Below are 23,636 nucleotides of genomic sequence, written 5' to 3'. Positions count from 1 at the left end.
AGATCGCACGGGCACCGTCAGACCGCACCAGCACCTGCAGAGCGTGCACCGGGAACGCCGACGGCCCGCCTGACCGGAGGGTCGGGCGGGCCGTCGGGAGGCGCGAGACGTCAGCGCGGGCGGCGCAGCACCCGCACGAGGCCGGCGGGGACGACGAGCGAGCCCGCCGCATCCGCGCCGGTGAGCAGCTCGACACCGGTCGCCGCGACGGTGACGTCGGCTTCGGAGTGGTTGAGGTGGAAGACGAAGTCGGCCTCGTCGCCCGAGCGGACGACCGTCTCGAGGCCGGGCTCGCCGAGCACCGCCTCGATGCCGGCGTCGCGCAGCGCGTCCTCGACCACGGCGCCGAGGTCGTCCCCTGCGAGGCGCGTCGAGACGTACCAGGAGACTCCGGCTCCGTACAGGTTCCGGGTCACCGCGGGCGACCCGGCGGCGGGGCCGTCGGTGTAGTCGGAGACGGAGTCGGCGCCCTCGAGCACGACCTCCTCGGCCCAGCCCGACGCCGAGGCGCCGGAGCCCAGGGTGACGACCTGGTCCTCGTACAGCGGCAGGAACTCCGGCACCGCGACTCCGAGCACCTCGCGCAGGGCGCCCGGTGCGCCGCCCGCGTGCACGGCGTCGTTCTCGTCGACGACCCCGGAGAAGTAGGAGGCGAGGAAGGTGCCGCCCGAGCGCACGTAGTCCTCGAGGTTCGCGCGCGATGCGTCGTCGATGAGGTACAGCGCCGGCGCGAGGACGATGTCGTAGCCGGACAGGTCGGCACCGGGGTGGGCGAAGTCGACCGTGACGCCGCGCCGCCAGAGCTCGGTGTAGTACGCGATGACCCGCTCGCGGTGCTCGAGCTCGACCGAGGGCCGCCACTCGAGGTCCTGAGCCCAGAACGACTCCCAGTCCCACAGGATCGCGGCACGGGCGCTCACTCGCGAGCCGAGCACCTCCGACAGTCCGGCGAGCTCGTCGCCGAGGGCGACGACCTCCTTCCAGACGCGGCTGCCGACACCCGCGTGCGGCAGCATCGCGGAGTGGAACTTCTCGGCTCCGTAGCGCGAGGCGCGGAACTGGAAGTAGAGGATCGCGTCGGCCCCGCGGGCCAGGTGGCTCATGCTGTTGCGCGCGAGCTCGCCGGGGCGCTTGGCGATGTTGCGCGGCTGCCAGTTCACGGCGGAGGTCGAGTGCTCCATCAGGATCCACGGCGCACCGCCGGCGAGGGAGCGGGTGAGATCGGCGTCCATCGCGAGCAGCACGTGGTTGTCGCGCCGCTCGGCGACCAGGTAGTGGTCGTTGGCGACGAGGTCGACCTCCGAGCGCCACTTCCAGAGGTCCACGGAGGGGCAGTTCGTCGCCATGAAGTTGGTGGTGACGGGAGTGCTCGGGGCGAAGCGCTTGATGGCGTCGCGCTCGGCCGTGAAGCACTCGAGCAGGGCGTCAGAGGTGAAGCGCGCGAAGTCGAGGCGCTGGGTCTGGTTGACGACGCTGGCCGAGAGGCGGGGGGCGTCGATCTCCTCCCACTCGCCGTAGACCTGACCCCAGAACAGCGTGCCCCAGGCGGCGTTGAGCGCCTCGAGGGAGCCGTAGCGCCGCAGCAGCCAGCGACGGAAGGCCAGGACGCTGACCTCGGAGTAGTCCTCGCTGATGGGTGCGCCGTACTCGTTGTGCACGTGCCAGAGCACGACAGCCGGATGCGCCGCGTAGCGCTCGGCGAGCCGCTCCGTCAGCGCGACGCACGCCGCGCGGTACTCGGGTGAGCTCGGGCTCACCATGCCGCGGGAGCCCCAGCCGAGGGTGACGCCCTCGCGGGTGACGGGGCGCGCTGCGGGGTGCTTCGCCCAGAACCAGGCCGGGGGAGCGGCGGTCGGGGTCGCCAGGTCGACGTCGATGCCGGCGTCGTGCAGCAGCTCGATCAGCTCGTCGAGGAAGGAGAAGTCGTACTCGCCCTCGCGCGGCTCCAGGAGGGCCCACGAGAAGATCCCGATGCTGACGAGGTTCACGCCGGCGCTGCGCATCAGCGCGATGTCCTCGTGCCACACCTCGCGGGGCCACTGCTCGGGGTTGTAGTCGCCGCCGTAGCGGATCTCGGCGCGACCGCCGAGCAGCGCCCGTCCTGGTCGGCCGAGGGCGGCGGTGCGGGGGCTCTCACGGGCCGCCGACGCGACGGGGGTGCTGAGGTCGCTGGTCATGCGTCGATCTCCTTTGACTGTGTGCGCTCCCAGTTCTAGCACGGATCAGATCCGCACAGAACGGCGCAGTAGCCCTCGAACCCGCGGATCGCCTGAGTTGACAATCCCGGTCAGGGCGTGTGTAACTGTAACCGCTCACAGGCACACCGTCGTCCTCACCCCCGTCGGAGCCCTGTGCACCACATCCACAGCACTTTCGACAAGGAGGACGAATGCGCACATCACTCCGCAGGGCAGCCATCACCACCGCGGCGGTCGCCGCCCTGGCTCTCACCGGCTGCACCGCCTCGGGCGACGGCGGCGGTTCCGGTCCGGTAGAACTGAACTACTGGGCCTGGGCTCCGAACCTCGAGCAGGTCGTCGACATCTGGAACTCCGAGAACCCGGACATCCAGGTCACGGTCAACAAGCAGGACGGCGGCGACCCCGCCATCACCAAGCTGCTCACCGCCATCAAGGCGGGCAGCGGCGCCCCCGACCTGATCCAGGCCGAGTACCAGAAGATCCCGACGCTGGTCGCCTCCGACGCGCTCGCCGACCTCTCGGGCGAGATCCCGGACGACCTCGCGGGCGAGTACTCCGACGGCGTCTGGTCGTCGGTCACCCTGGGCGGAGACGCGGTCTACGCGATCCCGCAGGACTCCGGCCCGATGATGGCCTACTACCGCACCGACATCCTCGACAGCCTCGGCCTCGCGATCCCCACCACCTGGGACGAGTACGCCGAGGTGGCGCGCGCCGTGCACCAGTCCGACCCGTCGAAGTACCTCGGCACGTTCTCGGCCAACGACGCGGGCTGGTTCGCCGGTCTCACGCAGCAGGCGGGCGCCTCCTGGTGGTCCATCGACGACCAGAGCTGGGGCGTCGACATCGACGCCGGCCCCACCGAGAAGGTCGCCGACTACTGGGGCGGCCTGGTCGAGGAGGGTGCCATCGACAACAAGCCGATGTACACCCCCGAGTGGAACGCCGGCCTGAACGACGGCTCGCAGGTCGGCTGGATCAGCTCGGTCTGGGCTCCCGGAGTCCTCGGCGGCAACGCCCCCGACACCGCGGGTCTCTGGACCGCTGCCCCGCTGCCGCAGTGGGACGCCTCCGCACCCTCGAACGGCAACTGGGGCGGCTCGAGCACGGCGATCACGACGCAGTCGGACAAGGTCGACGCCGCGGTCGAGTTCGCCACCTGGCTGAACAGCGACCCCGAAGCGGTCGCCGCTCTCGCCGACATCTCCGGCGTGTACCCGGCCGCGACCGAGGCCGCCTCGGACGCTCTGACGACCTCGCCCGAGTTCTTCAGCACCCAGGCCGACTTCTACGACGTCGCGGCCGAGGCCGCCGACACCGTGTCGTCGTTCACCTACGGGCCCAACGTCAACGTGGCCTTCAGCGCCTACAACGACGAGTTCGCCAAGGCCGCCGACGCCAAGACGAAGCAGGCCTTCGTCGACGCCGTCGCCTCGATGCAGTCCATCACCGAGGACGACCTGGTCTCCAGCGGCTTCTCCGTGAAGTAGCGGTGACGGAGGCGGGGGCCACGCGTCCCCGCCTCCTCACCGCCCCCCTCCCGTGCGGCCGCGGCCGCACTCGAACCACTCAGCAAGCAGGACGAGGACCAGCGATGACCGCTCCCACGATCAGCCGACCCGCCGACGGCACCGCGCCGCCGAGCGGCCGGGGCCGACCCGCCTCCCGAGGCCGCGCCGGCTGGCGCTCCCGCGTCGGCGTGCCGTACGCGATGCTCGCGCCGGGCATCGTGCTCTTCGTCGCCTTCATGGCCGCGCCCATCCTCTACACCCTGTTCCTCAGCTTCCAGAAGAAGCAGGTCAGCGGGCTGGGTCTGGGCTCGGGCGCGCAGAAGCAGGTGTTCGCCGGCATCGAGAACTACGTCTCGGCGCTGTCCGACCCCGAGTTCGCCGCCAGCGTCGGCCGGGTGCTGCTCTACGGCCTCATCCTCATCCCGTGCATGCTCGGCCTCGCGCTGCTCTTCGCGCTCCTCCTCGACTCCAAGCGCACCCGCGCCGTCGGTTTCTCGCGGATCTCGATCTTCCTGCCCTATGCGGTGCCCGCCGTGATCAGCTCGCTGCTCTGGGGCTTCCTCTACCTCCCCGCGGTGAGCCCCTTCTACTACGTCTTCGAACGCCTCGGCTGGGATGCGCCGAGCCTGCTCTCCTCCGGAGCGGTGATCTTCGGCATCGCCAACATCGCGCTGTGGGGCGGAGTCGGCTTCAACATGATCGTCATCTACACCTCGCTGAAGGCGGTCTCGAGCGACATCTACGAGGCCGCCCGGATCGACGGGGCGAGCGAGGTCCAGATCGCCCTGCGGATCAAGATCCCGATCCTCGCGCCGGCCCTGGTGATGACGGCGCTGTTCTCGATGGTCGCGACCCTGCAGGTCTTCGCCGAGCCGACCACGCTGCGCCCGCTCACCAACAGCCTCTCGACCAGCTGGTCGCCGCTCATGCTCGTCTACCGCGACGCGTTCACCCGCGACGACATCTACTCCGCCGCGGCGACCTCCGTCGTGATCGCCCTGGCCACCTTCATCATCTCCTTCCTCTTCCTCCGGGTCGTGCAGAAGCGAGCCTTCGGACAGGAGGACTGATCCATGACCGCCACCACCGCCCCGCGCTCCCGCACTGCAGCACCGTCCCCGCGCGCCTCGCGCTCGCCCCTCGCCCGCAGGGAGCGGCCGAGCGCGATCTCGACCGGCATCCTCCTGGTCGGCGCGATCTACTGCCTCTTCCCCGTGTTCTGGGTGCTGATGGCCTCCACGAAGGACGGCGGCGAGCTCTTCTCGACGTTCACCCTCGCGCCGAGCTCGCACCTGATCGACAACATCGTCGCGCTGACCTCGTACCGCGACGGACTCTTCTGGCGCTGGATGCTGAACACCGCGCTCTACGCCGGCATCGGCGCGATCGCCTCCACCTGGATCTCGGCGCTGTCGGGCTACGTGCTCGCGAAGTTCGAGTTCCCGGGCAAGAAGGTCGTCTTCAACGTCCTGCTGATGGGCGTGCTGGTACCCGGCGTGATCCTCGCCATCCCGCAGTACTTCCTGCTCGCGAACGTCGGGCTGACCAACACCTTCTGGGGAGTGCTGCTGCCGCAGATCATCAGCCCGTACGGCATCTACCTCGCGCGGATCTACGCCGCCGCCGCCGTCCCCACCGACGTCATCGAGGCGGCTCGCACCGAGGGCGCCGGGGAGATGTACATCTTCACCAGGATCGCGACCCCGATGCTCCTGCCCGGACTCGTCACGATCTTCCTCTTCCAGTTCGTCGCGATCTGGAACAACTTCATGCTGCCGTACATCATGCTCGGCAACGACGAGCTGTTCCCGCTCACCGTCGGCCTGAACGGGCTGCTCAACCAGGGTGCGTCCGCTCCGTCGCTGTACACGCTCGTCATCACCGGAGCGCTGCTCTCGGTGATCCCGCTGATCGCGATCTTCCTGGTCCTGCAGCGGTTCTGGAAGGTCGACCTGGCCGCGGGCGCGGTGAAGGCGTGACCTCGGTCGCGGGCGCCGGGCACCCTAAGCTGACCGGGTGACCACCGCCTCCGGCCGACAGCGTCCGACGATCGAGCACGTCGCCCTCGAGGCGGGAGTGTCGCGCGGCACCGTGTCGCGGGTCCTCAACGGAGGCAAGTGGGTCAGCCCCGACGCGAAGCTCGCCGTCGAGGCCGCGATCAAGAAGACCGGCTACCGCGTGAATCCGCACGCGCGGAGCCTCGCGACGAACCGCACCGACTCGGTCGCGTTCCTCCTCACCGAGGAGCACCAGCTGCTGTTCGAGGACCCGAACTTCTCGACCCTGCTGACCGGAGCCGCGGCGGCCCTGGCCGAGCGCGCCGTCTCGCTCGTGCTGATCATGGCGGGCAGCACCGCCGAGCAGAAGCGCGCGCTCGCCTACCTCGGTGCCGGTCACGTCGACGGCGTGCTCCTGGTCTCGGCGCACGGCGGCCAGGGCCTCCTGCGCGAGATCCAGGACCTCGCTGTGCCCGCCATCGCCTGCGGCATCCCGCTGGGCTACGAGAAGCGGATGGGCTACGTCGCCGCCGACGACGAGGAGGGCGCCCGCGAGATGGTGGCGTTCCTGCGCTCGAAGGGCCGCCGTCGGGTCGCGACCATCGCCGGACCGCCGGACCTGCCCGGCGGTCTCACCCGCCTCGCCGGCTACCGGCGCGAGCTGGGCGACGCCTACGACGAGGCCCTCGTCCGCTACGGCGACTACGGCCGGGCCAGCGGCGATCGGGCGATGACCGAGCTGCTCGAGACGCACCCCGATCTCGACGCGGTGTTCGCGGCGAACGACCGCATGGCGGCCGGCGCGATCGACGCGCTGCGCCGTGCGGGCCGGCGCGTTCCGGAGGACGTCTCGGTCGGCGGCTTCGACGACTCGATCGTCGCCCTGTCGACCGACCCGGCGCTCACGACGATGCGGCAGCCGTTCCAGCGGATCAGCTACGAGATGGTGCGGCTGCTGCTGCAGAGCATCGCGGGGGAGAGGCCGGCGGCCATCATCCTCCCGACGGAACTGATCCAGCGCGCGTCCGCCTGACGGGGACGCGCGCTCGATCGTGTCGTGTCTGCGCGGGCTAGGAGGCGCGGGCTAGGAGGCGCGGAGCAGCTCCGCCTCCTGCGCGAGGCGGTACGTGACGAAGGAGCGGCTGTAGTTGCGGCGCTTGCCTCCGGTGGTCTCGGCGATGACGACCTGCGCGTACACCCCGACGACCGACCAGCGGTCGTAGTCGCCGATCGCACCGGTCCCGAAGGTCGCTCCGAGGGCGACGGGTGCAGGGGTGTAGCTCTTCATGGCGGCTCCTTCGAAGGCGGTCGGCGCAGGACATCCGTCGCGCGCCCGTCTGGCGGATCCGTCGGCCTGCCGCGTGAGAGAATCCGTCTCCGATCAGGGAGGAAGGGTCCGTCCGTCCTGGCGGGAGCGACGTCTCGTGTCCCCAAAATTACGGCACGACCCCCCTTTACCCGTCCCTCCCACGGGGGGCGCTGCATCGGAGAGATCCTCGTGTGCGTCGTCCCTCACCACCGGCAGTAGTCCTCGGCGATGTAGTCGTAGAGCGCCCCGCGGACGGCGTCGCCGACGCCGATGGAGACGACTCCGGAGGCCCCGCCCTCGATCGCGACGGAGACGGGCAGGAACGTCCCGCGCTTGTCCTCCGAGACCGTGTGGGTGTTGCAGTTGCTGGGCACGATCGCGAGATCGAGCACGATCGGCGCCGAACCGGAGTCGAGCCGCGCGCTCGCGGGCCAGGAGTCGGCGCCCGAGGCGGGGCGCAGCAGGATCGTGCGCGCGACGCCCTCGACGGTCACGGCCCCGGTGCCGCCCGTCGGGGTGAGCGTGAGCGTCAGATGCGCGACGGGCTCCCCGCCCTCCTCCGAGACGACGACGGTGTCGCCGGGCACGATCGAGACGACGTCGGCGAGGCGCTCGGCGAGGCAGTCCTCGTCGTGGATCCGGGTGATGCTGTCGAACGGGTCCTCCGGCGCGAGCGTCACCGTCCCCGACACGTCGCCCTGCGTGAAGGCCAGGCGCACGGTCGCCCCCACCTCGCCCGCCGAGCAGTCGGGCGCCGGCAGCGCCAGCCGGAGCGCCGTCGTCGTGCCGGCGCGGATGGTCGTGGGCTCGACGGTCGCGACGGCCTCGGCGAAGGCGGAGGAGTCGAGCCGTGCCTCCCAGACGTCGAGCGGAGCGCCGGTGCCGTTCTCGATCAGCACCTCGATGCGCCGCGGACCGTAGTCGTCGCGGTTCTGCCGGATGCCGACGCTCACTCCCTCGGGCAGCTCCGTCGCGAGGTCCGGCGCGCAGCCCGAGAGCAGCGCCGCCACGGCGGCGAGGACGGCCGCTCCCGCGATGCGTCGCATGCGATCCTTCCGGAGGACGACGAGGGCCCGCCGTCGCCTCTCGGCGGACGACGGGCCCTCGGTGGTGCGGCGGTCTCAGCCGCCGACGGTCGGCGTGCTCGTGGTGACCTCGTTGGTCGTCGCGAGCGTGCCCAGGTAGAGCTCGATCACCTTGGGGTCGTTCATGAGCTCGCGCCCGGCGCCCTCGTAGGCGTCGCGGCCCTGGTCGAGCACGTAGCCGCGATCGCAGATCTGCAGAGCGCGGCGGGCGTTCTGCTCGACGATCATGATCGAGACCCCGGCCCGGTTGATCCGCTGGACGTTCACGAACGTCTCGTCCTGGCGCATCGGGGAGAGGCCGGCGCTCGGCTCGTCCAGCAGCAGCATCGACGGGTCCATCATCAGGGCCCGCGACATCGCCACCATCTGGCGCTCGCCGCCCGAGAGCGAGCCCGAGCGCTGCTTGAGGCGCTTGGCCAGCTCGGGGAAGAGCTCCGTCACGAACTCGAGTCGCTCGCGGTACGTCTTCGGCTTCTGGTACACGCCCATCTCGAGGTTCTCCTCGATGGTGAGCGACGGGAAGACGTTGTTGTTCTGCGGCACGAACCCGACGCCCTTGGAGACCAGCTTGTCGGCCTTCTGCCCGGTGATGTCCTCGCCGTTCAGGATGACGGTGCCCTGGCGGATGTTCACCAGCCCGAACATCGCCTTGAGGAGGGTCGACTTGCCGGCGCCGTTGGGGCCGATGATGCCGACGAGCTCACCCCGCTTCACGTAGACGTTCGAGCCGTTCAGGATGTTGACCCCCGGCACGTACCCCGCGTGGAGGTCGTGGGTCTCGAGGGTGTTCGGCGTCTCGACGCTCATTTCGAATCCTTTCCGAAGTCGACCGCCGGCGAGGCGGGCGCGGCGGAGGGGGGCACGATGCCGGCCTCCTGCGCCTGCCGTTCGACGTCCTCGCGCACGAGGTCCGACTCCATCTCCTCGGCGATCTCGAGCTGGCCCTCGACGGTGCCCAGATCGGTGTCGTGGTGCGCGCCCAGGTAGGCGTCGATGACGGCCTGGTCGTTCATGACGGTGGAGGGCGGGCCCTCCGCGACGACCTTGCCCTCGGCCATCACGATCACCCAGTCGGCGATCGTGTTGACCATGTGCATGTCGTGCTCGACGAAGAGGACGGTCATGCCCTCGTCCTTCAGGTTCACGATGTGACCCAGGAGCGACTGCGTCAGTGCCGGGTTCACGCCGGCCATCGGCTCGTCGAGCATGACCAGCTCGGGCTCCGACATCAGCGCGCGCGCCATCTCGAGCAGCTTCTTCTGGCCGCCCGACAGGCTCGACGCGTAGTCGTCCTTCTTGGTGTCGAGCTTGAACTTCTCGAGCAGGCGGATCGCGCGCGCCTCGATCGTGTCCTCCTCCTTCGACCACAGGGGCTTGATCAGCGAGGTGAGGATGTTCTCGCCCTTCTGCCCCTTGGCGCCGAGCAGCATGTTCTCGAGGACCGTCATGCCGCCGAGCGCCTTGGTCAGCTGGAAGGTGCGCACCATCCCCATCCGCGACACCCGGTAGGCGGGCACGTTCGCGAGGTTCTTGCCCTTGAAGTTCCACTTGCCCGTGTTGGGCTTGTCGAACCCGGTGAGCAGGTTGAAGAACGTGGTCTTCCCGGCACCGTTGGGGCCGATGAGGGCGGTGATCGATCCGCGCGGGATCTCGAGGTGGGCGACGTCGACCGCCGTGAGGCCGCCGAATCGGCGGCTCACGTTGTCGGCGACGACGATGGGGTCCTTCTTCTTGACCCCGGGGACGATGACTTCCTCGGTGATGTCCGAGACCGGCGTTTTAGGCAAAGTGGAGATCCTTCTTCTTGCCGAAGATCCCCTGGGGTCTGAAGATCACCAGGAGCATGAGCGCGACCCCCACCACGATGAACCGGATCGGGCCGGTCTGCACGGTGGTGAGGCGGATGAGGTCGTTGTCGAGGACCCCGGTGTCGATCCCGAGTGTGAGGAGACCGTCGGTCAGGCCCAGCACGACCCAGAAGATGATCGAGCCGACGACCGGTCCGAAGACCGTCGCGGCACCGCCCAGCAGCATGATCGTGTAGAGGAAGAACGTGAGCTGCGTGCCGTAGTTGTCGGGCTGCAGCGAGCGGGGCAGGATGAACAGCGCTCCGGCCAGGCCGCCCAGCACGCCGCCGAGGATCAGCGCCTGGATCTTGTACGAGAAGACGTTCTTGCCGAGCGAGCGCACGGCGTCCTCGTCCTCGCGGATCCCCTTGATGACGCGGCCCCAGGGGCTGCGCATCAGGAGGAAGACCAGGAGGCAGGCGAGCAGGACGAGCGTCCAGCCCACGATGCGCACCCACCACTGGTCCTGGCTGTAGGTCAGGATGCCGATGCCCCAGCGCCCCTCGGGGAGCGGGTTGAGGTCGTTGAAGGCGCGCGCGGCGCCGTTGATGCCCTCCGAGCCTCCGGTGACCGCCGAGAACTCGGGCGTCTTGACGGAGAGCCGGATGATCTCGGCGGCCGCGATCGTCACGATCGACAGGTAGTCGGCGCGCAGCCGGAGCGTCGGGATGCCCAGGATGAGCGCGAACACCGTCGCGGCGACGATCGTCGCGAGGAGCGAGCCCCAGACGGGCCACTCGAACTTGACCGAGGTGATGGCGAAGGCGTAGCCGCCGACCGCCATGAATCCGGCCTGTCCGAAGTTGAGGAGACCGGTGAAGCCGAAGTGGATGACCAGGCCGATGGTCGCCAGGGCGTAGGCGGCGACGGTGGGGTCGACGATCTGCCCGATCGCCAGCCAGATGAAGTTGAGGTTCATGGTGTCAGCCGATCCGTTCCTTGCGACCGAGGATTCCCTGCGGCCTGACCAGCAGGATGATGATCATCAGGACGAGCGGAGCCACGTACTTGAGGTTCTCCGGGATCCAGATGGTCGAGATGTTCATCATCAGCCCGATGATGAGCGAGCCGACCAGTGCTCCGTAGGCGGAGCCCAGGCCGCCGAGCGTGATCGCCGCGAAGATCAGCAGCAGGATCGACGCTCCGGTGTCCCAGCGCAGCGACTGGTAGTAGCCGATGTAGACGCCCGCCAGTGCGGCCAGAGCGCCCGACATCACCCAGACGACCCGGATGACCCGCTCGACGTTGATGCCCGAGGCCGAGGCGAGGGCCCGGTTGTCGGACACCGCGCGCATCGCCTTGCCGATCTTCGTACTCGTCAGCACGAAGGCGACGCCGACGATGCAGATGACGCCGATGACGGCTCCGACGAGGTCGGTGAACTTCAGGCTGATCCCGAGCGCCGGCACCGTGAAGAACGGAGCGGTGCTGTTGGGGAGCGAGAGGCGGTCGGCGCCGAAGAAGAACACGAAGGTGTAGCGCAGCGCCAGCGAGAGACCGATGGTGACGATCATCAGCGGGATGAGTTGGATGCCCTTCTTGCGCAGCGGCTTCCAGAGCAGGCCGTCCTGCGCGAAGCCGAAGGCGCCTCCGAGGATCACCGCTATCGGGATCGCGAGCAGCGCGGGCAGCCCGAACACCCCGGAGAAGAGGTAGGCCATCAGGGCGCCGAAGGTGACGAGCTCGCCGTGCGCGAAGTTGTTCAGCCCGGTCACGCCGTAGATCAGCGAGGCGCCGATCGCCGCGAGGGCGATCAGGAGGCCGAAGATCAGACCGGTGATGACCTTGGGCCAGAAGATGATCCAGAAGGTGTCGGCCGAGACGGGCGGAGTGATCGCGTTCGAGGTGCCGTCGGGGTTCGTCGCGCCGTTGCCGGTGGTGCCCTCGGTGGCGGAGGCCGACGGGGTGTCGGACGGGTCCGGGGCCGTGGCTCCCGCGCCCTTGGGGTTCGCGGTCGAGACGATGAAGTTCACGATCTGGTTCTGCGAGGCGACGATCTTCACCTCCTTCGGGTTCTGACCGGCGGCCGGGTAGCCCTTGTCGGCGGGGAGCGTCTCCTCGTCGACGGTCACGGTGTAGGTGCCCGCCGCGTCGAGCGGGAAGGTCGCCCGCCCGTCGTCGCCGGTGGTCACGCTCGCGGTGGCGTCGCCCTCGATCTCGACGGTCACTCCCGCGAGGTTCTCGTTCGTGCCCTGGACGCGGACCCACGCGATGATCGACTGGTCGGCGCTCGTCTCGGCGAGTGCGGCGGGCGCGGCCGCGGCGATCCCGGTGAGGGTCGCGGCGAGCAGGCCGAGCGCGAGGAGCCGGTCGCGGAGCGCGGAGAGTCTCGGAGGCCTCCTATCCACGGGGCACCTCCCGGTCCGTCGGATGCGGGGTCGTCGAGCGCTTGTGGCGCGTCGAACGGCTGGCTGTGAGCAAGACGTCTACCTCTCGTCAGGGTGCACAGACGGATGGGGTCTCCAGGCGCGCCCTGGTGGGCAGGCCGGATCGCCGTCGTCAAACAACGTTGGTTGACCATACGTTCCGCATGTGTCGGCGGTGTTTCCCCGTCGGCACGTGTGCGTGACGACATTATGCGGGGAGGAGAGCGCTCCCGCGCGCCGGAACCGCAGTGCTTGCGCTCCGGACCCTCCGTCCGTGCGGAATAGACGACCCCTCCCGACGCTTAAGATTGAGCATCCGGGGCACTCGGGCCGGACGCTCCTCCCTCCTCTCCCGTGCGCCCAAAGTCGACCTGTTAAGGGGCCTTGATGGACCAGCCGGATCCCTTCGGATTCCTCGGACTCACCTACGACGACGTCATGCTCCTCCCCGGGCACACCGACGTCATCCCGAGCGAGGCCGACACGACCTCCCGGCTGACCAAGCGCATCACCGTCGCGACTCCGCTGCTCTCGGCGGCGATGGACACGGTGACCGAGGCGCGGATGGCGATCGCGATGGCCCGCCAGGGCGGCATCGGCATCCTGCACCGCAACCTCTCGATCGCCGACCAGGCCGACCAGGTCGACCGCGTCAAGCGCAGCGAGTCCGGGATGGTCTCGAACCCCGTCACCACGACTCCCGACGCGACCGTCGCCCAGGTCGACGACCTCTGCGGGCAGTACCGCATCAGCGGACTCCCCGTCGTCGACTCGACCGGCGTCCTCGTCGGCATCATCACCAACCGCGACATGCGCTTCGTCTCGCCGTTCGAGAAGGCGTCGACCCTCGTCCGCGACGTGATGACCAGCTCCGGGCTCATCACCGGCCGCGTCGGGATCCCCGACAGCGAGGTCATCGCGCTGTTCGCGCAGCACAAGATCGAGAAGCTCCCGCTCGTCGACGAGCAGGGCAAGCTCGCCGGGCTCATCACGGTCAAGGACTTCGACAAGTCGGAGCAGTACCCCAACGCCACCAAGGACGCCTCGGGTCGACTCCGCGTCGGCGCGGCCATCGGCTTCTTCGGCGACGCCTGGCAGCGCGCCACGGCGCTCCTCGAGGCCGGAGTCGACGTCATCGTCGTCGACACCGCCAACGGCGACTCCGCGGGCGTCCTCGACATCATCCGGCGCCTCAAGTCAGACCCGGCCTTCGCCGGAGTCGACGTCATCGGCGGGAACGTCGCCACCCGCTCCGGCGCCCAGGCGCTCGTCGACGCGGGCGCCGACGCCATCAAGGTCGGAGTCGGCCCCGGCTCGATCTGCACCACCCGCGTCGTCGCCGGCGTCGGCGTGCCCCAGGTCACCGCCGTCTACGAGGCCTCCCTCGCCGCCCGCGAGTCCGGCGTCCCGGTCATCGCCGACGGCGGCCTCCAGTACTCCGGAGACATCGCGAAGGCCCTCGTCGCCGGCGCCGACACCGTCATGCTCGGCTCGCTCCTCGCGGGCTGCGAGGAGAGCCCCGGCGACCTCGTCTTCCAGAACGGCAAGCAGTACAAGAACTACCGCGGCATGGGATCGCTCGGCGCGCTGCAGACGCGCGGGGAGCGCACGTCGTACTCCAAGGACCGCTACTTCCAGTCGGACGTGCCGAGCGACGACAAGCTGATCGCCGAGGGGATCGAGGGGCAGGTGCCTTACCGCGGGCCGCTGGCCAATGTGGCCTATCAGCTCGCGGGCGGGCTGCGGCAGTCGATGTTCTACGTGGGGGCGCGGACGATCGCGGAGCTGAAGGAGCGCGGGAGGTTCGTGCGGATCACGGCGGCGGGGCTCAAGGAGTCGCATCCGCATGATGTGCAGATGGTGGTGGAGGCGCCGAACTACCGGCGCTGAGTTCTGCTTCTGGGGAGGGGCCGGCGTCGGATCGCGACGGCGGCCCCTCTGCCCGATGGGCCTTCGGCCCATACGCCCACCACACCGGAGGGGCCGCCGTCGCGATCCGCCACCTCTCTAGGCAGCACAGCAGTCTTCTGGTGACCGAGCGACGCAGCGCGAGTGGGCTTCGCCCACCGCGACTGCGCCATTGCGTGCTCGCGGACTCAGGCGCGGGTGGCTTCGACGGTGCCACTTCGTGAGGTGGGAGCGGTGACCGGCGATCCGCGTCTCAGCGGATCGGCGTGGCGCGGACGGAGGACGCTCTGTGGGACGCGACCGTTCGTGGGGGCCGACTGCGGCCGTGCAACGAGCGTCGCGAGGCGCACGGCGCATGAGCACCGGTAAACTCCTCCGGTGACTGAGATCGAGATCGGGCGCGCCAAGCGCGCCCGCCGGGCCTATGCCTTCGACGACATCGCCGTCGTTCCGAGCCGCCGCACGCGCGACCCGGAAGTGGTGTCGGTCAAGTGGGCCATTGATGCCTATCAATTCACGACGCCGATCCTGGCGGCGCCGATGGACTCGGTGGTGTCGCCGAAGACGGCGATCACGCTGGGGAGGCTCGGGGCGCTGGGCGTGCTCGACCTCGAGGGGCTGTGGACGCGGTACGAGGATCCGGAGCCGCTGCTGGCCGAGATCCGCGAGCTGCCGGCCGAGCGGGCGACGCAGCGGATGCAGGAGATCTACGCCGAGGCGATCAAGCCGGAGCTGGTGACGGCGCGGCTCAACGAGATCCGGGCCGCGGGCGTCACGGTCGCCGGGGCGCTGTCGCCGCAGCGCACGGCCGAGCTGTACCAGACGGTCGTCGATGCGGGAGTCGACGTGTTCGTCATCCGCGGCACCACCGTCTCGGCGGAGCACGTGTCGCGCGACACCGAGCCGCTCAACCTCAAGAAGTTCATCTACGAGCTCGACGTGCCCGTCATCGTCGGCGGGGCCGCGACGTACACCGCAGCACTGCACCTCATGCGCACGGGCGCCGCGGGAGTGCTCGTCGGCTTCGGAGGCGGCGCCGCCTCGACCACGCGGGCCACCCTCGGGATCCAGGCGCCGATGGCCACCGCTGTCGCCGATGTCGCCGGCGCTCGCCGCGACTACCTCGACGAGTCGGGCGGACGCTACGTGCACGTCATCGCCGATGGCGGCCTCGGCACCTCGGGCGACATCGTGAAGGCCGTCGCGGTCGGCGCCGACGCGGTCATGCTCGGCACCGCGCTCGCCCGCGCCACCGACGCTCCCGGCGGCGGCTGGCACTGGGGCCAGGAGGCGCACCACCAGCAGCTGCCCCGCGGCCGCCGCGTGCAGGTCGGCACGGTCGGCACCCTCGAGCAGGTCCTCTACGGACCCGCGACGGACTCGAACGGCACCGCCAACCTGATCGGCGCGCTCCGCCGCTCGATGGCGACCACCGGCTACTCCGACCTCAAGGAGTTCCAGCGCGTCGAGGTCGTCGTCGCGCCCTACCAGCCCAGCTGACGATGCCGGCGGGACCCGACCGGACTCCGGCAGGGGTCCGGACGCCGGTGAACGCCCGGATCAGGTCCACTCGCGGGGTGCGACCCGCAGGAGTGGACAGATACCGGGCGCTCCGCTCGGAGAAGTCCCGATTCGCGTCCTCTCGCGTCCTGCCGTCGTGCGGAGGGTGCGCGGCGGCGGCGCTTCGTCAGCCGCTGGCGAACGAGAGACCCGGGCGGCGCGGCGCGCCTAAGCTGGACGGGTCCCCGGAGATACAGGCGCCGTCCGGCGCGGATGGAGCACGCATGGTCGAGGTCCGCAGGGTCAAGCTGCCCGGAGTCGGTGTTCTGCACACGTTCCTGACGGCCGACGGCGGCAAGGTCGGCGTCATCGCGCACCGCTCGGGGCACAGCGACCTCATCACCTTCGCCGAGGGCGACCAGGACGGCGCCAAGGTCTCGCTCCGTCTCAACGACGATGAGGCGCACACGCTTGCAGAGCTGCTCGGCGGCACGCAGATCACCGAGTCGCTCACCGCGCTCGACCAGATCCCCGGCCTCTCGATCGACTGGTTCACCGTCGACTACGACGACCACATCGCGGGGCAGCAGCTCGGCAAGCCCGCCGATCGCGGCATCGTCGGGCTGACGGTCGTCGCCGTCGTCCGCGGCGACGCGGCCAACCCGGCGCCCGCGCCCGACTTCCGCGTGTTCCCCGGCGACACCCTCGTCGTCGCGGGCAGCCCGGAGAAGGTCGCGAAGGCGTTCGCCTTCTTCCGCTCCGGCGTGTTCGCCAAGGCCCCCGAGACGCCGCCCGGAGTCTGAGGATGCACCACGGCGAAGACCTCATCGTCCTGGGCATCCTGTTCGTCGTCGCGTACGTCCTCGGCCGCCTGGGGCGGACGATCGGACTTCCGGCGATCCCGATCTACATGGTCGTCGGCCTGCTCGCGAGCCCGAACTTCGACTGGTTCCCGCTCGACTTCGACTCCACCTACATCGAGCTGACGGCCGTCTTCGGTCTGATCCTGCTGCTCTTCAACCTCGGTCTCGAATTCGACCAGGACGAGTTCTTCGGCAACGCCGGCCGGCTGATCCTGTCGGGCGGCACCTACATCGGCGTCAACATGGCGGCGGGGCTCGGCTTCGGGTTCCTGCTCGGCTGGGGCAGCCAGGAGGCGCTCGTCGTGGCCGGCATCACCGCGACCAGCTCGAGCGCGATCGTCACCAAGCTGCTGATCGAGCTCAAGCGGCTCGCGAACCCCGAGACTCCGATGATCCTGGGCGTGACCGTCGTCGAGGACATCTTCATCGCCGTCTACCTGGCGATCGTCTCGGTCGTCCTCTCGGGCGAGACCGAGCCGTGGCCGGTGATCCTGAAGCTGCTGATCGCGTTCGCGTTCCTGGTCGTGATGTTCTCGGTCGCGCGCTGGGGCGGGCGGGTCGTCTCCCGGCTGTTCCGGACCCGTGACGACGAGCTCTTCACGATCCTCTTCTTCGGCCTCGCCCTCCTCTTCGGCGGCATCGGCGAGGTCCTCGGCGTCACCGATGCGATCGGCGCGTTCCTGATCGGACTCGTGATCGGCGCCACGCGGTTCCGCTCGCGCGTCGAGCACATCGCCATCCCGCTCCGCGACGTCTTCGGCGCGTTCTTCTTCGTGAACTTCGGGCTGAATCTCGACCCGAGCGCCTTCCCGGCCGTCGTCGTGCCGGTGATCGCCGCCTCCGCGATGACGATCGTGCTGAACCTCGGCGCCGGCCAGTTCGTCGCCTGGCTCAACAAGCTCGGCCCCAGGGCGGGCCTGAACGCGGCGTTCATCCTGCACAACCGGGGCGAGTTCGCGCTGATCCTCGCCACGCTGTCGCTCTCGGCCGGACTCGACGAGCGGATCCAGCCGTTCGCCGGCCTGTACGTCCTGGTCATGGCGATCATCGGGCCGATCCTCGCCTCGCGCTCGGAGAGCATCGGCCTGTTCCTGTCGCGGCGCCGCCGGCGGCCGGCCCCCGCGGGACGGCCCGCCATGGCGGACGAGGACTTCGCTCTCGTCGAGGCGGCCATGGCCGCGCCCGCCCTGCAGGAGGACACCGACACCTCCGGCGTCGCGATCGCCCCCGTGCCCGCGCGGCCGATCGAGCGGGACGAGCTCGACGACGAGTTCCCCGATCCGATGCGCCAGGCCCTCATCGACCAGGCCATGCAGCAGTCCGACGGAGCCGACTCCGGGCGTCCGCGCCGCCCCGTCGAGCCCGACTACTGATCCCCGGGAGCTCTCATTCTCACGGGCTAGGCTCGTCGGGTCCGCGCTCGCCGGCGGATCCGGCACGAACGAGGGACGCATGACGCAGAGCACGGTCTGGCAGGTCGCGCGGCGTCCCCGCTGGATCGGCGCGCTGCTCCTCGCCCTCGTCATCGCCGGCCTCTTCGCCGCGCTCGGCCAGTGGCAGATCGGGCGCGCTGTCGACGCGGCCGCTCCCGACAGCGGGATCTCCGAGACGGTGCTGCCGCTCGACGAGGTCGCCGCACCCTCGAAGCCGATCACGGCCACCGCCGACGGCCAGCGCGTGGAGGCGTCGTCGGTCCTCGTGCCCGGCGGAGCCGAGGTGCTCGGCGGACGCCTGAACGGCGGAGACGAGGGCTGGTGGGTGATCGCGCGCACGCGCACCGACTCCGCCGATCTCGTCGTCGCCTACGGCTGGACGCGGGACGAGGGGACCGCGCGCGAGGTCGCCGAGCGGCTGAACGCGGGGAGCGAGGCGCCGCCGACGACCGTCGAGGGCCGGCTCGTCGCGAACGAGGCCGCCGAGGCGCCCGCAGAGGGCGTCGATCCGATGACCCTGACGGCGCTGTCGATCCCGGCGCTGATCAACCGCTGGCCCGATCCTCCGCAGGACGTCTACCAGGGCTACGTCGTCGTCGACGAGCCCGTCGCGGGCCTCGGCGCCATCGACTCTCCGGCGCGGCAGAGCGACGTCTCGCTCAACTGGCTCAACGTCTTCTACGCGATCGAGTGGGTGGTCTTCGCCGGCTTCGCCCTCTACCTCTGGTACCGGCTGGTGCGCGACGCGTGGGAGCGCGAGATCGAGGAGGCCCTCGACGCCGAGGAGCTCGCCCGGGCCGCCGCCCCCTCCGCCGCGTCGTAAACTGGACCCCATGCCCCTCGAGCCCAAGCCCGCGCAGTTCCCTGCGATCCGGAGCGCGCTGCGCTTCTACCGGGTGACCTCGATCATCACCGGCGTGATGCTGCTGCTGCTGTGTGCCGAGATGCTGCTGAAGTACGTGTTCCACCTCGAGCTGTTCGCCTTCGGCCAGCAGGGCGTGCTGCACTTCGCCCCGATGTACGAGGTGCCCGGAGGCGAGTTCCGCTCGAGCGGGACCGGCGCGAACGTCTCGACCGGCATCCTCATCGCGCACGGCTGGTTCTACGTCGTGTACCTCTTCTCCGACTTCCGGCTGTGGAGCCTGATGCGCTGGCCGTTCAGCCGCTTCATCCTGATCGCGCTCGGCGGAGTGATCCCGACGCTCTCCTTCTTCGTCGAGGGCCGCATCGCCCGCGAGGTCGAGCAGTACCTCGCCCGCCGCGGTGCCGACCCCCGGACTCCCCAGTCCCCTCAGACCCCGACCGACTCCGTGGAGGCCCCCCATCAGTGACCAGCAGCCCGGCCCCGAGGCGGCGCAGCCGCACCTCGCCGCCCAGCCCGTCCTCGTCGTCGACTTCGGCGCCCAGTACGCACAGCTGATCGCGCGTCGCGTCCGCGAGGCGAACGTCTACTCCGAGATCGTGCCCTCGAACACGACCGCCGCCGAGATCGCGGCCAAGTCTCCGGTCGGCATCATCCTCTCCGGAGGCCCGTCCAGCGTGTACGAGGAGGGGGCGCCGCAGCTCGACCCCGCCATCTTCGATCTCGGCATCCCCGTCCTGGGCATCTGCTACGGCTTCCAGGTCATGGCGAAGACGCTCGGCGGAGAGGTCGCGAACACGGGTCTCCGCGAGTACGGCGCCACGGACGCCGCGGTGTCGATCGACGGCGGCGTGCTGCTCGGCGACCAGCCGGCCGACCAGACCGTCTGGATGAGCCACGGCGACTCGGTCGCGAAGGCTCCCGAGGGCTTCGACGTCCTCGCCTCGACCACGTCGACCCCCGTCGCGGCGTTCGGCAGCGATGAGCGCCGCCTCTACGGAGTGCAGTGGCACCCCGAGGTGAAGCACTCGGCCTACGGACAGGCCGTCATCGAGAACTTCCTGCACCGCGCCGCGGGCATCCCGGCCGACTGGAACTCGTCGAACGTGATCGAGGACCAGGTCGCGCTGATCCGAGAGCAGGTCGGCTCCGGTCGCGTCATCTGCGGCCTCTCCGGAGGCGTCGACTCGGCCGTCGCCGCCGCCATCGTGCACCGCGCCGTCGGCGACCAGCTGACCTGCGTGTTCGTCGACCACGGCCTGCTCCGCAAGGGCGAGCGCCGGCAGGTCGAGGAGGACTACGTCGCGGCGACCGGCGTCCGCCTGGTCACGGTCGACGCGCGCGAGCAGTTCCTCGATGCGCTCGCCGGCGTCAGCGACCCGGAGCAGAAGCGCAAGATCATCGGCCGCGAGTTCATCCGCAGCTTCGAGGGCGCCGCCGAGGCGCTCGTGCTCGAGGCCCAGGGCGAGGGTGCCTCGATCGACTTCCTCGTGCAGGGCACCCTCTACCCCGACGTCGTCGAGTCGGGCGGCGGCACCGGCACTGCGAACATCAAGTCGCACCACAACGTCGGCGGCCTCCCCGAAGACCTCCAGTTCGCGCTCGTCGAGCCGCTGCGCACCCTCTTCAAGGACGAGGTGCGCGCGATCGGCCGCGAGCTCGGGCTGCCCGAGACGATCGTCGGCCGCCAGCCGTTCCCCGGCCCGGGCCTCGGCATCCGCATCGTCGGCGAGGTGACCCAGGAGCGGCTCGACCTGCTCCAGGAGGCCGACGCGATCGTCCGCGCCGAGCTGACGGCGGCAGGTCTCGACACCGAGATCTGGCAGTGCCCCGTCGTGCTCCTGGCCGACGTGCGCTCCGTCGGCGTCCAGGGCGACGGCCGCACCTACGGCCACCCGATCGTGCTGCGCCCCGTCTCGTCCGAGGACGCGATGACGGCCGACTGGACCCGCCTGCCCTACGACCTGCTCGCCAGGATCTCGAATCGCATCACGAACGAGGTGAGCGGGGTGAACCGGGTCGTGCTCGACGTCACGTCGAAGCCACCCGGCACCATCGAGTGGGAGTAGCAGCGGCGACGCTGCAGTGAAGAACGGGCCTCCTCGGGGGCCCGTTCTGAGTTGTGGCGCGGCCCGGGTGCGATCTGCAGGAGGTCACGGCGGGAAGGCGCTCTCCGCCGTGTGTTCTCGCCTGAAGGAGCGGCTCCTCCTGCAGACCGCACGAACGCCTGCAGACCGCACGGTCGCCTGCAGACGGCACCGGGGCCGAGCCGGGGCGAGCGGCTACGCGGGGGAGTCGAGGACGCCGACGAAGCGGGTGCCGATGCCGTCGTACTCGTCGCGGCGGTGACCCTCGGGGTGGTGCGGCCACTCGCTGGGAGCGTGGTCCTCGCAGACGAGGAAGGTGAAGTCGGGCCACCACTTCTTGGGGCGCGCGGCCTCCGAGCGGCCGCAGATCGCGCAGTCGAGCGTCACCCAGACCGGGCGCGCACCGGTGCGGTTCTGGCGGGACTGCACCAGCCAGGGCGGCGGCTCCTGCTCGAGCGCGGCGAACTCCTCGTCGGAGAGGCGAGTGGGCAGTCCGTGCCGCGTCGCCATCTCGACGGGGATGTCGAGGCGCTGTGCGGCCTCGCGTCGCGTGATCATCGGGCCACTTTAGCCCAGCGATGCTGCGACGACGGGGCGCCGGGGGCGGAGGGACGCGCGCGAGAGCAGCCACTCGAGGGGTCCCTGCCCGACGAACCGGCGCCAGAGCAGGGCGAACCCGATCGAGCAGAGGACGAACGCGACGAGCAGGCCCCAGCTGCGCCAGGCGTCGAAGTCGAACGGCTCGTAGGGCACCAGGTAGACCGCCAGGGCGACGAGCTGCACCGAGTAGATGGTGAGCGGCATGGCGCCGACGGCGGCGATCGGAGCGGTCACCGTGCGGAGCAGGCGGACGCGATCCGTGAGCGCCGTCAGGGCGCCGATCGCGATCGCGGCGACTCCGCCCGCTCCGAGGATCTCGGCGGTGCTGCTCGAGTGCGCCTCGACGCTCTCGGGGCCGCCGAGCACGAGGCCGCCTCCGTAGCCGATCACGGCGGCCGCGAATCCGCCGACGACCAGCCAGCGCTGCGTCGTGGGCGATCGCACGTCGCACCGGGCGACGAGCAGCCCCAGCACGATGTAGGCGAGCCAGGAGGGCACCGGGTAGTACTGGGTCAGCCAGGTCGCGGGCATGCTCACCAGCAGCGACTGCTCGGGCGAGAGCGTGGCGCCCCAGGCGCCGATCGACACCGTGAGCTCGTCGACGACGACCGGACCGATCACGGCGAAGAGGACTACCAGGGCGGCGAGAGCGGCCCTGGGGAGGAACAGCAGCAGAGCCGCGACGGCGAACATCACCCCGTAGTGCGGGAGGATCACCGCGATCGGCGTGCCGAGGAAGGTGAGCAGCACCCCGATCACGAGGAGGTAGAGCCCGCGCAGCAGGATCGATCCGGTGTCGCGGAGGCGGTGCGTCGAGCGCCCGGCGCCACCGGTCATCAGGCCGATCGAGACCCCGGCGAGGACGGCGAACAGCACGGAGCTGCGCCCGTCCCAGACCATCTCGCGCTCGGACGGCGCGAGGTGCGCGGCGAACATCCCCAGGACGGCCAGCCCGCGTGCGACGTCGAGGCCGACGATGCGGGAGGAGGCGGAGGCGATCACGCCTCCATCGTGACAGGCGCTCCTGACACCCGGCCCCGGCGGCGCGAACGACGACGGGCGCGCGACCCTGAGGTCGAGCGCCCGTCGTCGTTCGCGGCGGAGAGTGCTACTCGCGGAAGATCGCGACGAGTCGCAGGATCTCGAGGTACATCCACACGACGGTGACCAGGATGCCGTAGGCGCCGGTCCAGCCGTAGATGCGCGGGGCGCGGTTGCGCACGCCCTGCTGGATGAACTCGAAGTCCATCACGAGCGAGTAGGTGGCGAGCGCGATGGCGATGAGGCCGATCACGATGCCGATGAAGCCGGTGCGCAGACCGAAGCCTCCGCCGACGCCGAAGAGGCCGAGGCCCAGGTTCACGAGCGAGAAGACCGCGTAGCTGATCATGCCGATGAAGAAGATCTTGTTCAGCTTCGGCGAGGTGCGGATCTTGCCGTTCATGAACAGCGCCAGGGTGACGCCGATCACGATGACTGTCGCGAGGAGGGCCTGGACGACCGCGCCCTCGTAGACGTTCTCGAAGATGCCCGAGATCGCTCCGACCGCGATGCCCTGGGTCGCGGCGTAGCCGAGGATCAGGGCGGGCGACGGGACCTTCTTGAAGGCGTTGACGATGCCGAGCACGAGCGCGACCAGGACGGCCGGGAGCATGAGAGCCGGGACGAACCAGCCCACCGCGGCACCCGCGAGGAGCACGACGAAGGCGAGTGCCGTCTTCGCGAGGGTGTCCTCGACGGTCATCCGGTCGGTCTCGACCGAGCTGGCGGCCGGACGGTTGTACATCTGGTCGAGAGCGTCGGGCGAGACGTCCGGGACGTCCTGCACGCGGCCGGCGTAGCCGCGGTTGCTGAACTCCGGGCGTCCGAACGCCGGGTTGCTGCTTGCCATGGTTCCTCTTCTCTCAGGTGCGCTTGTGGTGACGGCCTGGTGTGGTGGTGCTGGCCCGACGGAACTCGCGGTTCTGAGTCGCTGTGTGTACGGGATCCGCCGGTGCCCTCTCGGGACCTCCGACGGTGGGTCAACAGTATCTGAGAACCTCTCTCAGAGTCTGGCTATTCCCCAAG

The 23,636-nt window shown here is 70.0% G+C and carries 21 protein-coding genes; 11 read left to right on the top strand and 10 right to left on the bottom strand.

From position 1 onward, the window contains the following. Nucleotides 1-110: 110 nt before the first annotated feature. On the bottom strand, nt 111-2,177 hold the full coding sequence (locus GRS96_RS16410; protein WP_159852349.1) for a beta-galactosidase: 2,067 nt from the start codon (nt 2,175-2,177) through the stop codon (nt 111-113). 212 nt (nt 2,178-2,389) lie between these two features. On the opposite strand from GRS96_RS16410, the gene GRS96_RS16405 reads away from it, so the two are divergent. From GRS96_RS16405 to GRS96_RS16390, 4 genes are all read left to right on the top strand, one after another. Next, nucleotides 2,390-3,691 (top strand): ABC transporter substrate-binding protein, encoded by a 1,302-nt coding sequence (locus GRS96_RS16405; RefSeq protein WP_159852347.1) that lies wholly within the window; start codon nt 2,390-2,392, stop codon nt 3,689-3,691. Nucleotides 3,692-3,795: 104 nt separating this feature from the next. Next, nucleotides 3,796-4,782 carry a carbohydrate ABC transporter permease gene (locus GRS96_RS16400; protein ID WP_159852345.1) on the top strand — a complete coding sequence of 329 codons (987 nt, stop codon included), beginning with the start codon at nt 3,796-3,798 and terminating at the stop codon, nt 4,780-4,782. A 3-nt stretch (nt 4,783-4,785) separates the two neighbouring features. Next, complete coding sequence (locus GRS96_RS16395) at nt 4,786-5,691, top strand: carbohydrate ABC transporter permease (protein ID WP_159852343.1); 906 nt, start codon at nt 4,786-4,788, stop codon at nt 5,689-5,691. A 37-nt stretch (nt 5,692-5,728) separates the two neighbouring features. Continuing rightward, on the top strand, nt 5,729-6,742 hold the full coding sequence (locus GRS96_RS16390) for a LacI family DNA-binding transcriptional regulator (protein WP_159852341.1): 1,014 nt from the start codon (nt 5,729-5,731) through the stop codon (nt 6,740-6,742). Nucleotides 6,743-6,793: 51 nt separating this feature from the next. Here GRS96_RS16390 and GRS96_RS16385 read toward each other — a convergent pair whose 3' ends face one another. The 6 genes from GRS96_RS16385 to GRS96_RS16360 all read right to left on the bottom strand — a co-directional run bounded on the left by GRS96_RS16385 (nt 6,794) and on the right by GRS96_RS16360 (nt 12,298). Then, nucleotides 6,794-6,997: a hypothetical protein gene (locus GRS96_RS16385; RefSeq protein ID WP_159852339.1), complete on the bottom strand. Its 204-nt coding sequence runs from the start codon at nt 6,995-6,997 to the stop codon at nt 6,794-6,796. A gap of 224 nt (nt 6,998-7,221) precedes the next feature. After that, nucleotides 7,222-8,064 carry a hypothetical protein gene (locus tag GRS96_RS16380; RefSeq protein ID WP_159988990.1) on the bottom strand — a complete coding sequence of 281 codons (843 nt, stop codon included), beginning with the start codon at nt 8,062-8,064 and terminating at the stop codon, nt 7,222-7,224. 75 nt (nt 8,065-8,139) lie between these two features. Further along, entirely contained in the window at nt 8,140-8,910 is a 771-nt protein-coding gene (locus GRS96_RS16375) for an ABC transporter ATP-binding protein (protein ID WP_159852335.1), read from the bottom strand. Then, nucleotides 8,907-9,890, bottom strand: coding sequence for an ABC transporter ATP-binding protein (locus tag GRS96_RS16370; RefSeq protein WP_159988989.1), 984 nt, complete (start codon nt 9,888-9,890; stop codon nt 8,907-8,909). Before GRS96_RS16370 ends, GRS96_RS16375 begins: the two co-directional genes overlap by 4 nt. Continuing rightward, nucleotides 9,883-10,869: a branched-chain amino acid ABC transporter permease gene (locus GRS96_RS16365; protein ID WP_159852331.1), complete on the bottom strand. Its 987-nt coding sequence runs from the start codon at nt 10,867-10,869 to the stop codon at nt 9,883-9,885. The genes GRS96_RS16370 and GRS96_RS16365 overlap by 8 nt, the downstream gene beginning before the upstream one ends. A gap of 4 nt (nt 10,870-10,873) precedes the next feature. Next, complete coding sequence (locus GRS96_RS16360; RefSeq protein ID WP_236553646.1) at nt 10,874-12,298, bottom strand: ABC transporter permease subunit; 1,425 nt, start codon at nt 12,296-12,298, stop codon at nt 10,874-10,876. A 405-nt stretch (nt 12,299-12,703) separates the two neighbouring features. Between GRS96_RS16360 and guaB the strand changes: the two genes are divergently transcribed. From guaB to guaA, 7 genes are all read left to right on the top strand, one after another. Further along, nucleotides 12,704-14,206, top strand: a complete 1,503-nt coding sequence (gene guaB / locus GRS96_RS16355) for an IMP dehydrogenase (protein WP_159852329.1) — start codon at nt 12,704-12,706, stop codon at nt 14,204-14,206. Nucleotides 14,207-14,602: 396 nt separating this feature from the next. After that, the gene (locus tag GRS96_RS16350) at nt 14,603-15,724 is read left to right on the top strand and encodes a GuaB3 family IMP dehydrogenase-related protein (RefSeq protein ID WP_159852327.1); all 1,122 of its coding nucleotides are present in this window, start codon (nt 14,603-14,605) and stop codon (nt 15,722-15,724) included. Nucleotides 15,725-16,008: 284 nt separating this feature from the next. Then, nucleotides 16,009-16,527, top strand: coding sequence for a cation:proton antiporter regulatory subunit (locus GRS96_RS16345; protein WP_159852325.1), 519 nt, complete (start codon nt 16,009-16,011; stop codon nt 16,525-16,527). A 2-nt stretch (nt 16,528-16,529) separates the two neighbouring features. Beyond that, entirely contained in the window at nt 16,530-17,960 is a 1,431-nt protein-coding gene (locus GRS96_RS16340; protein ID WP_159988988.1) for a cation:proton antiporter, read from the top strand. 79 nt (nt 17,961-18,039) lie between these two features. Further along, nucleotides 18,040-18,843, top strand: a complete 804-nt coding sequence (locus GRS96_RS16335; RefSeq protein ID WP_159852321.1) for an SURF1 family protein — start codon at nt 18,040-18,042, stop codon at nt 18,841-18,843. A gap of 10 nt (nt 18,844-18,853) precedes the next feature. Next, nucleotides 18,854-19,351, top strand: coding sequence for a DUF3817 domain-containing protein (locus GRS96_RS16330; protein ID WP_159988987.1), 498 nt, complete (start codon nt 18,854-18,856; stop codon nt 19,349-19,351). Then, on the top strand, nt 19,344-20,951 hold the full coding sequence (gene guaA / locus GRS96_RS16325; protein ID WP_159989359.1) for a glutamine-hydrolyzing GMP synthase: 1,608 nt from the start codon (nt 19,344-19,346) through the stop codon (nt 20,949-20,951). The genes GRS96_RS16330 and guaA overlap by 8 nt, the downstream gene beginning before the upstream one ends. A 213-nt stretch (nt 20,952-21,164) precedes the next feature. Here guaA and GRS96_RS16320 read toward each other — a convergent pair whose 3' ends face one another. The 3 genes from GRS96_RS16320 to GRS96_RS16310 all read right to left on the bottom strand — a co-directional run bounded on the left by GRS96_RS16320 (nt 21,165) and on the right by GRS96_RS16310 (nt 23,460). Beyond that, nucleotides 21,165-21,527: a hypothetical protein gene (locus GRS96_RS16320; protein ID WP_159852317.1), complete on the bottom strand. Its 363-nt coding sequence runs from the start codon at nt 21,525-21,527 to the stop codon at nt 21,165-21,167. A 9-nt stretch (nt 21,528-21,536) separates the two neighbouring features. Next, complete coding sequence (locus GRS96_RS16315; protein WP_159988986.1) at nt 21,537-22,571, bottom strand: DUF418 domain-containing protein; 1,035 nt, start codon at nt 22,569-22,571, stop codon at nt 21,537-21,539. Between the two features lie 106 nt (nt 22,572-22,677). Beyond that, entirely contained in the window at nt 22,678-23,460 is a 783-nt protein-coding gene (locus tag GRS96_RS16310; protein WP_159988985.1) for a Bax inhibitor-1/YccA family protein, read from the bottom strand. Nucleotides 23,461-23,636: the final 176 nt, after the last annotated feature.

It is taken from the genome of Rathayibacter sp. VKM Ac-2803, from assembly GCF_009807175.1.
GTDB lineage: Bacteria > Actinomycetota > Actinomycetes > Actinomycetales > Microbacteriaceae > Rathayibacter.
The sequence above is the reverse complement of the archived record's forward strand: the minus strand, read 5'-3'. Positions and strand labels throughout refer to the sequence as shown.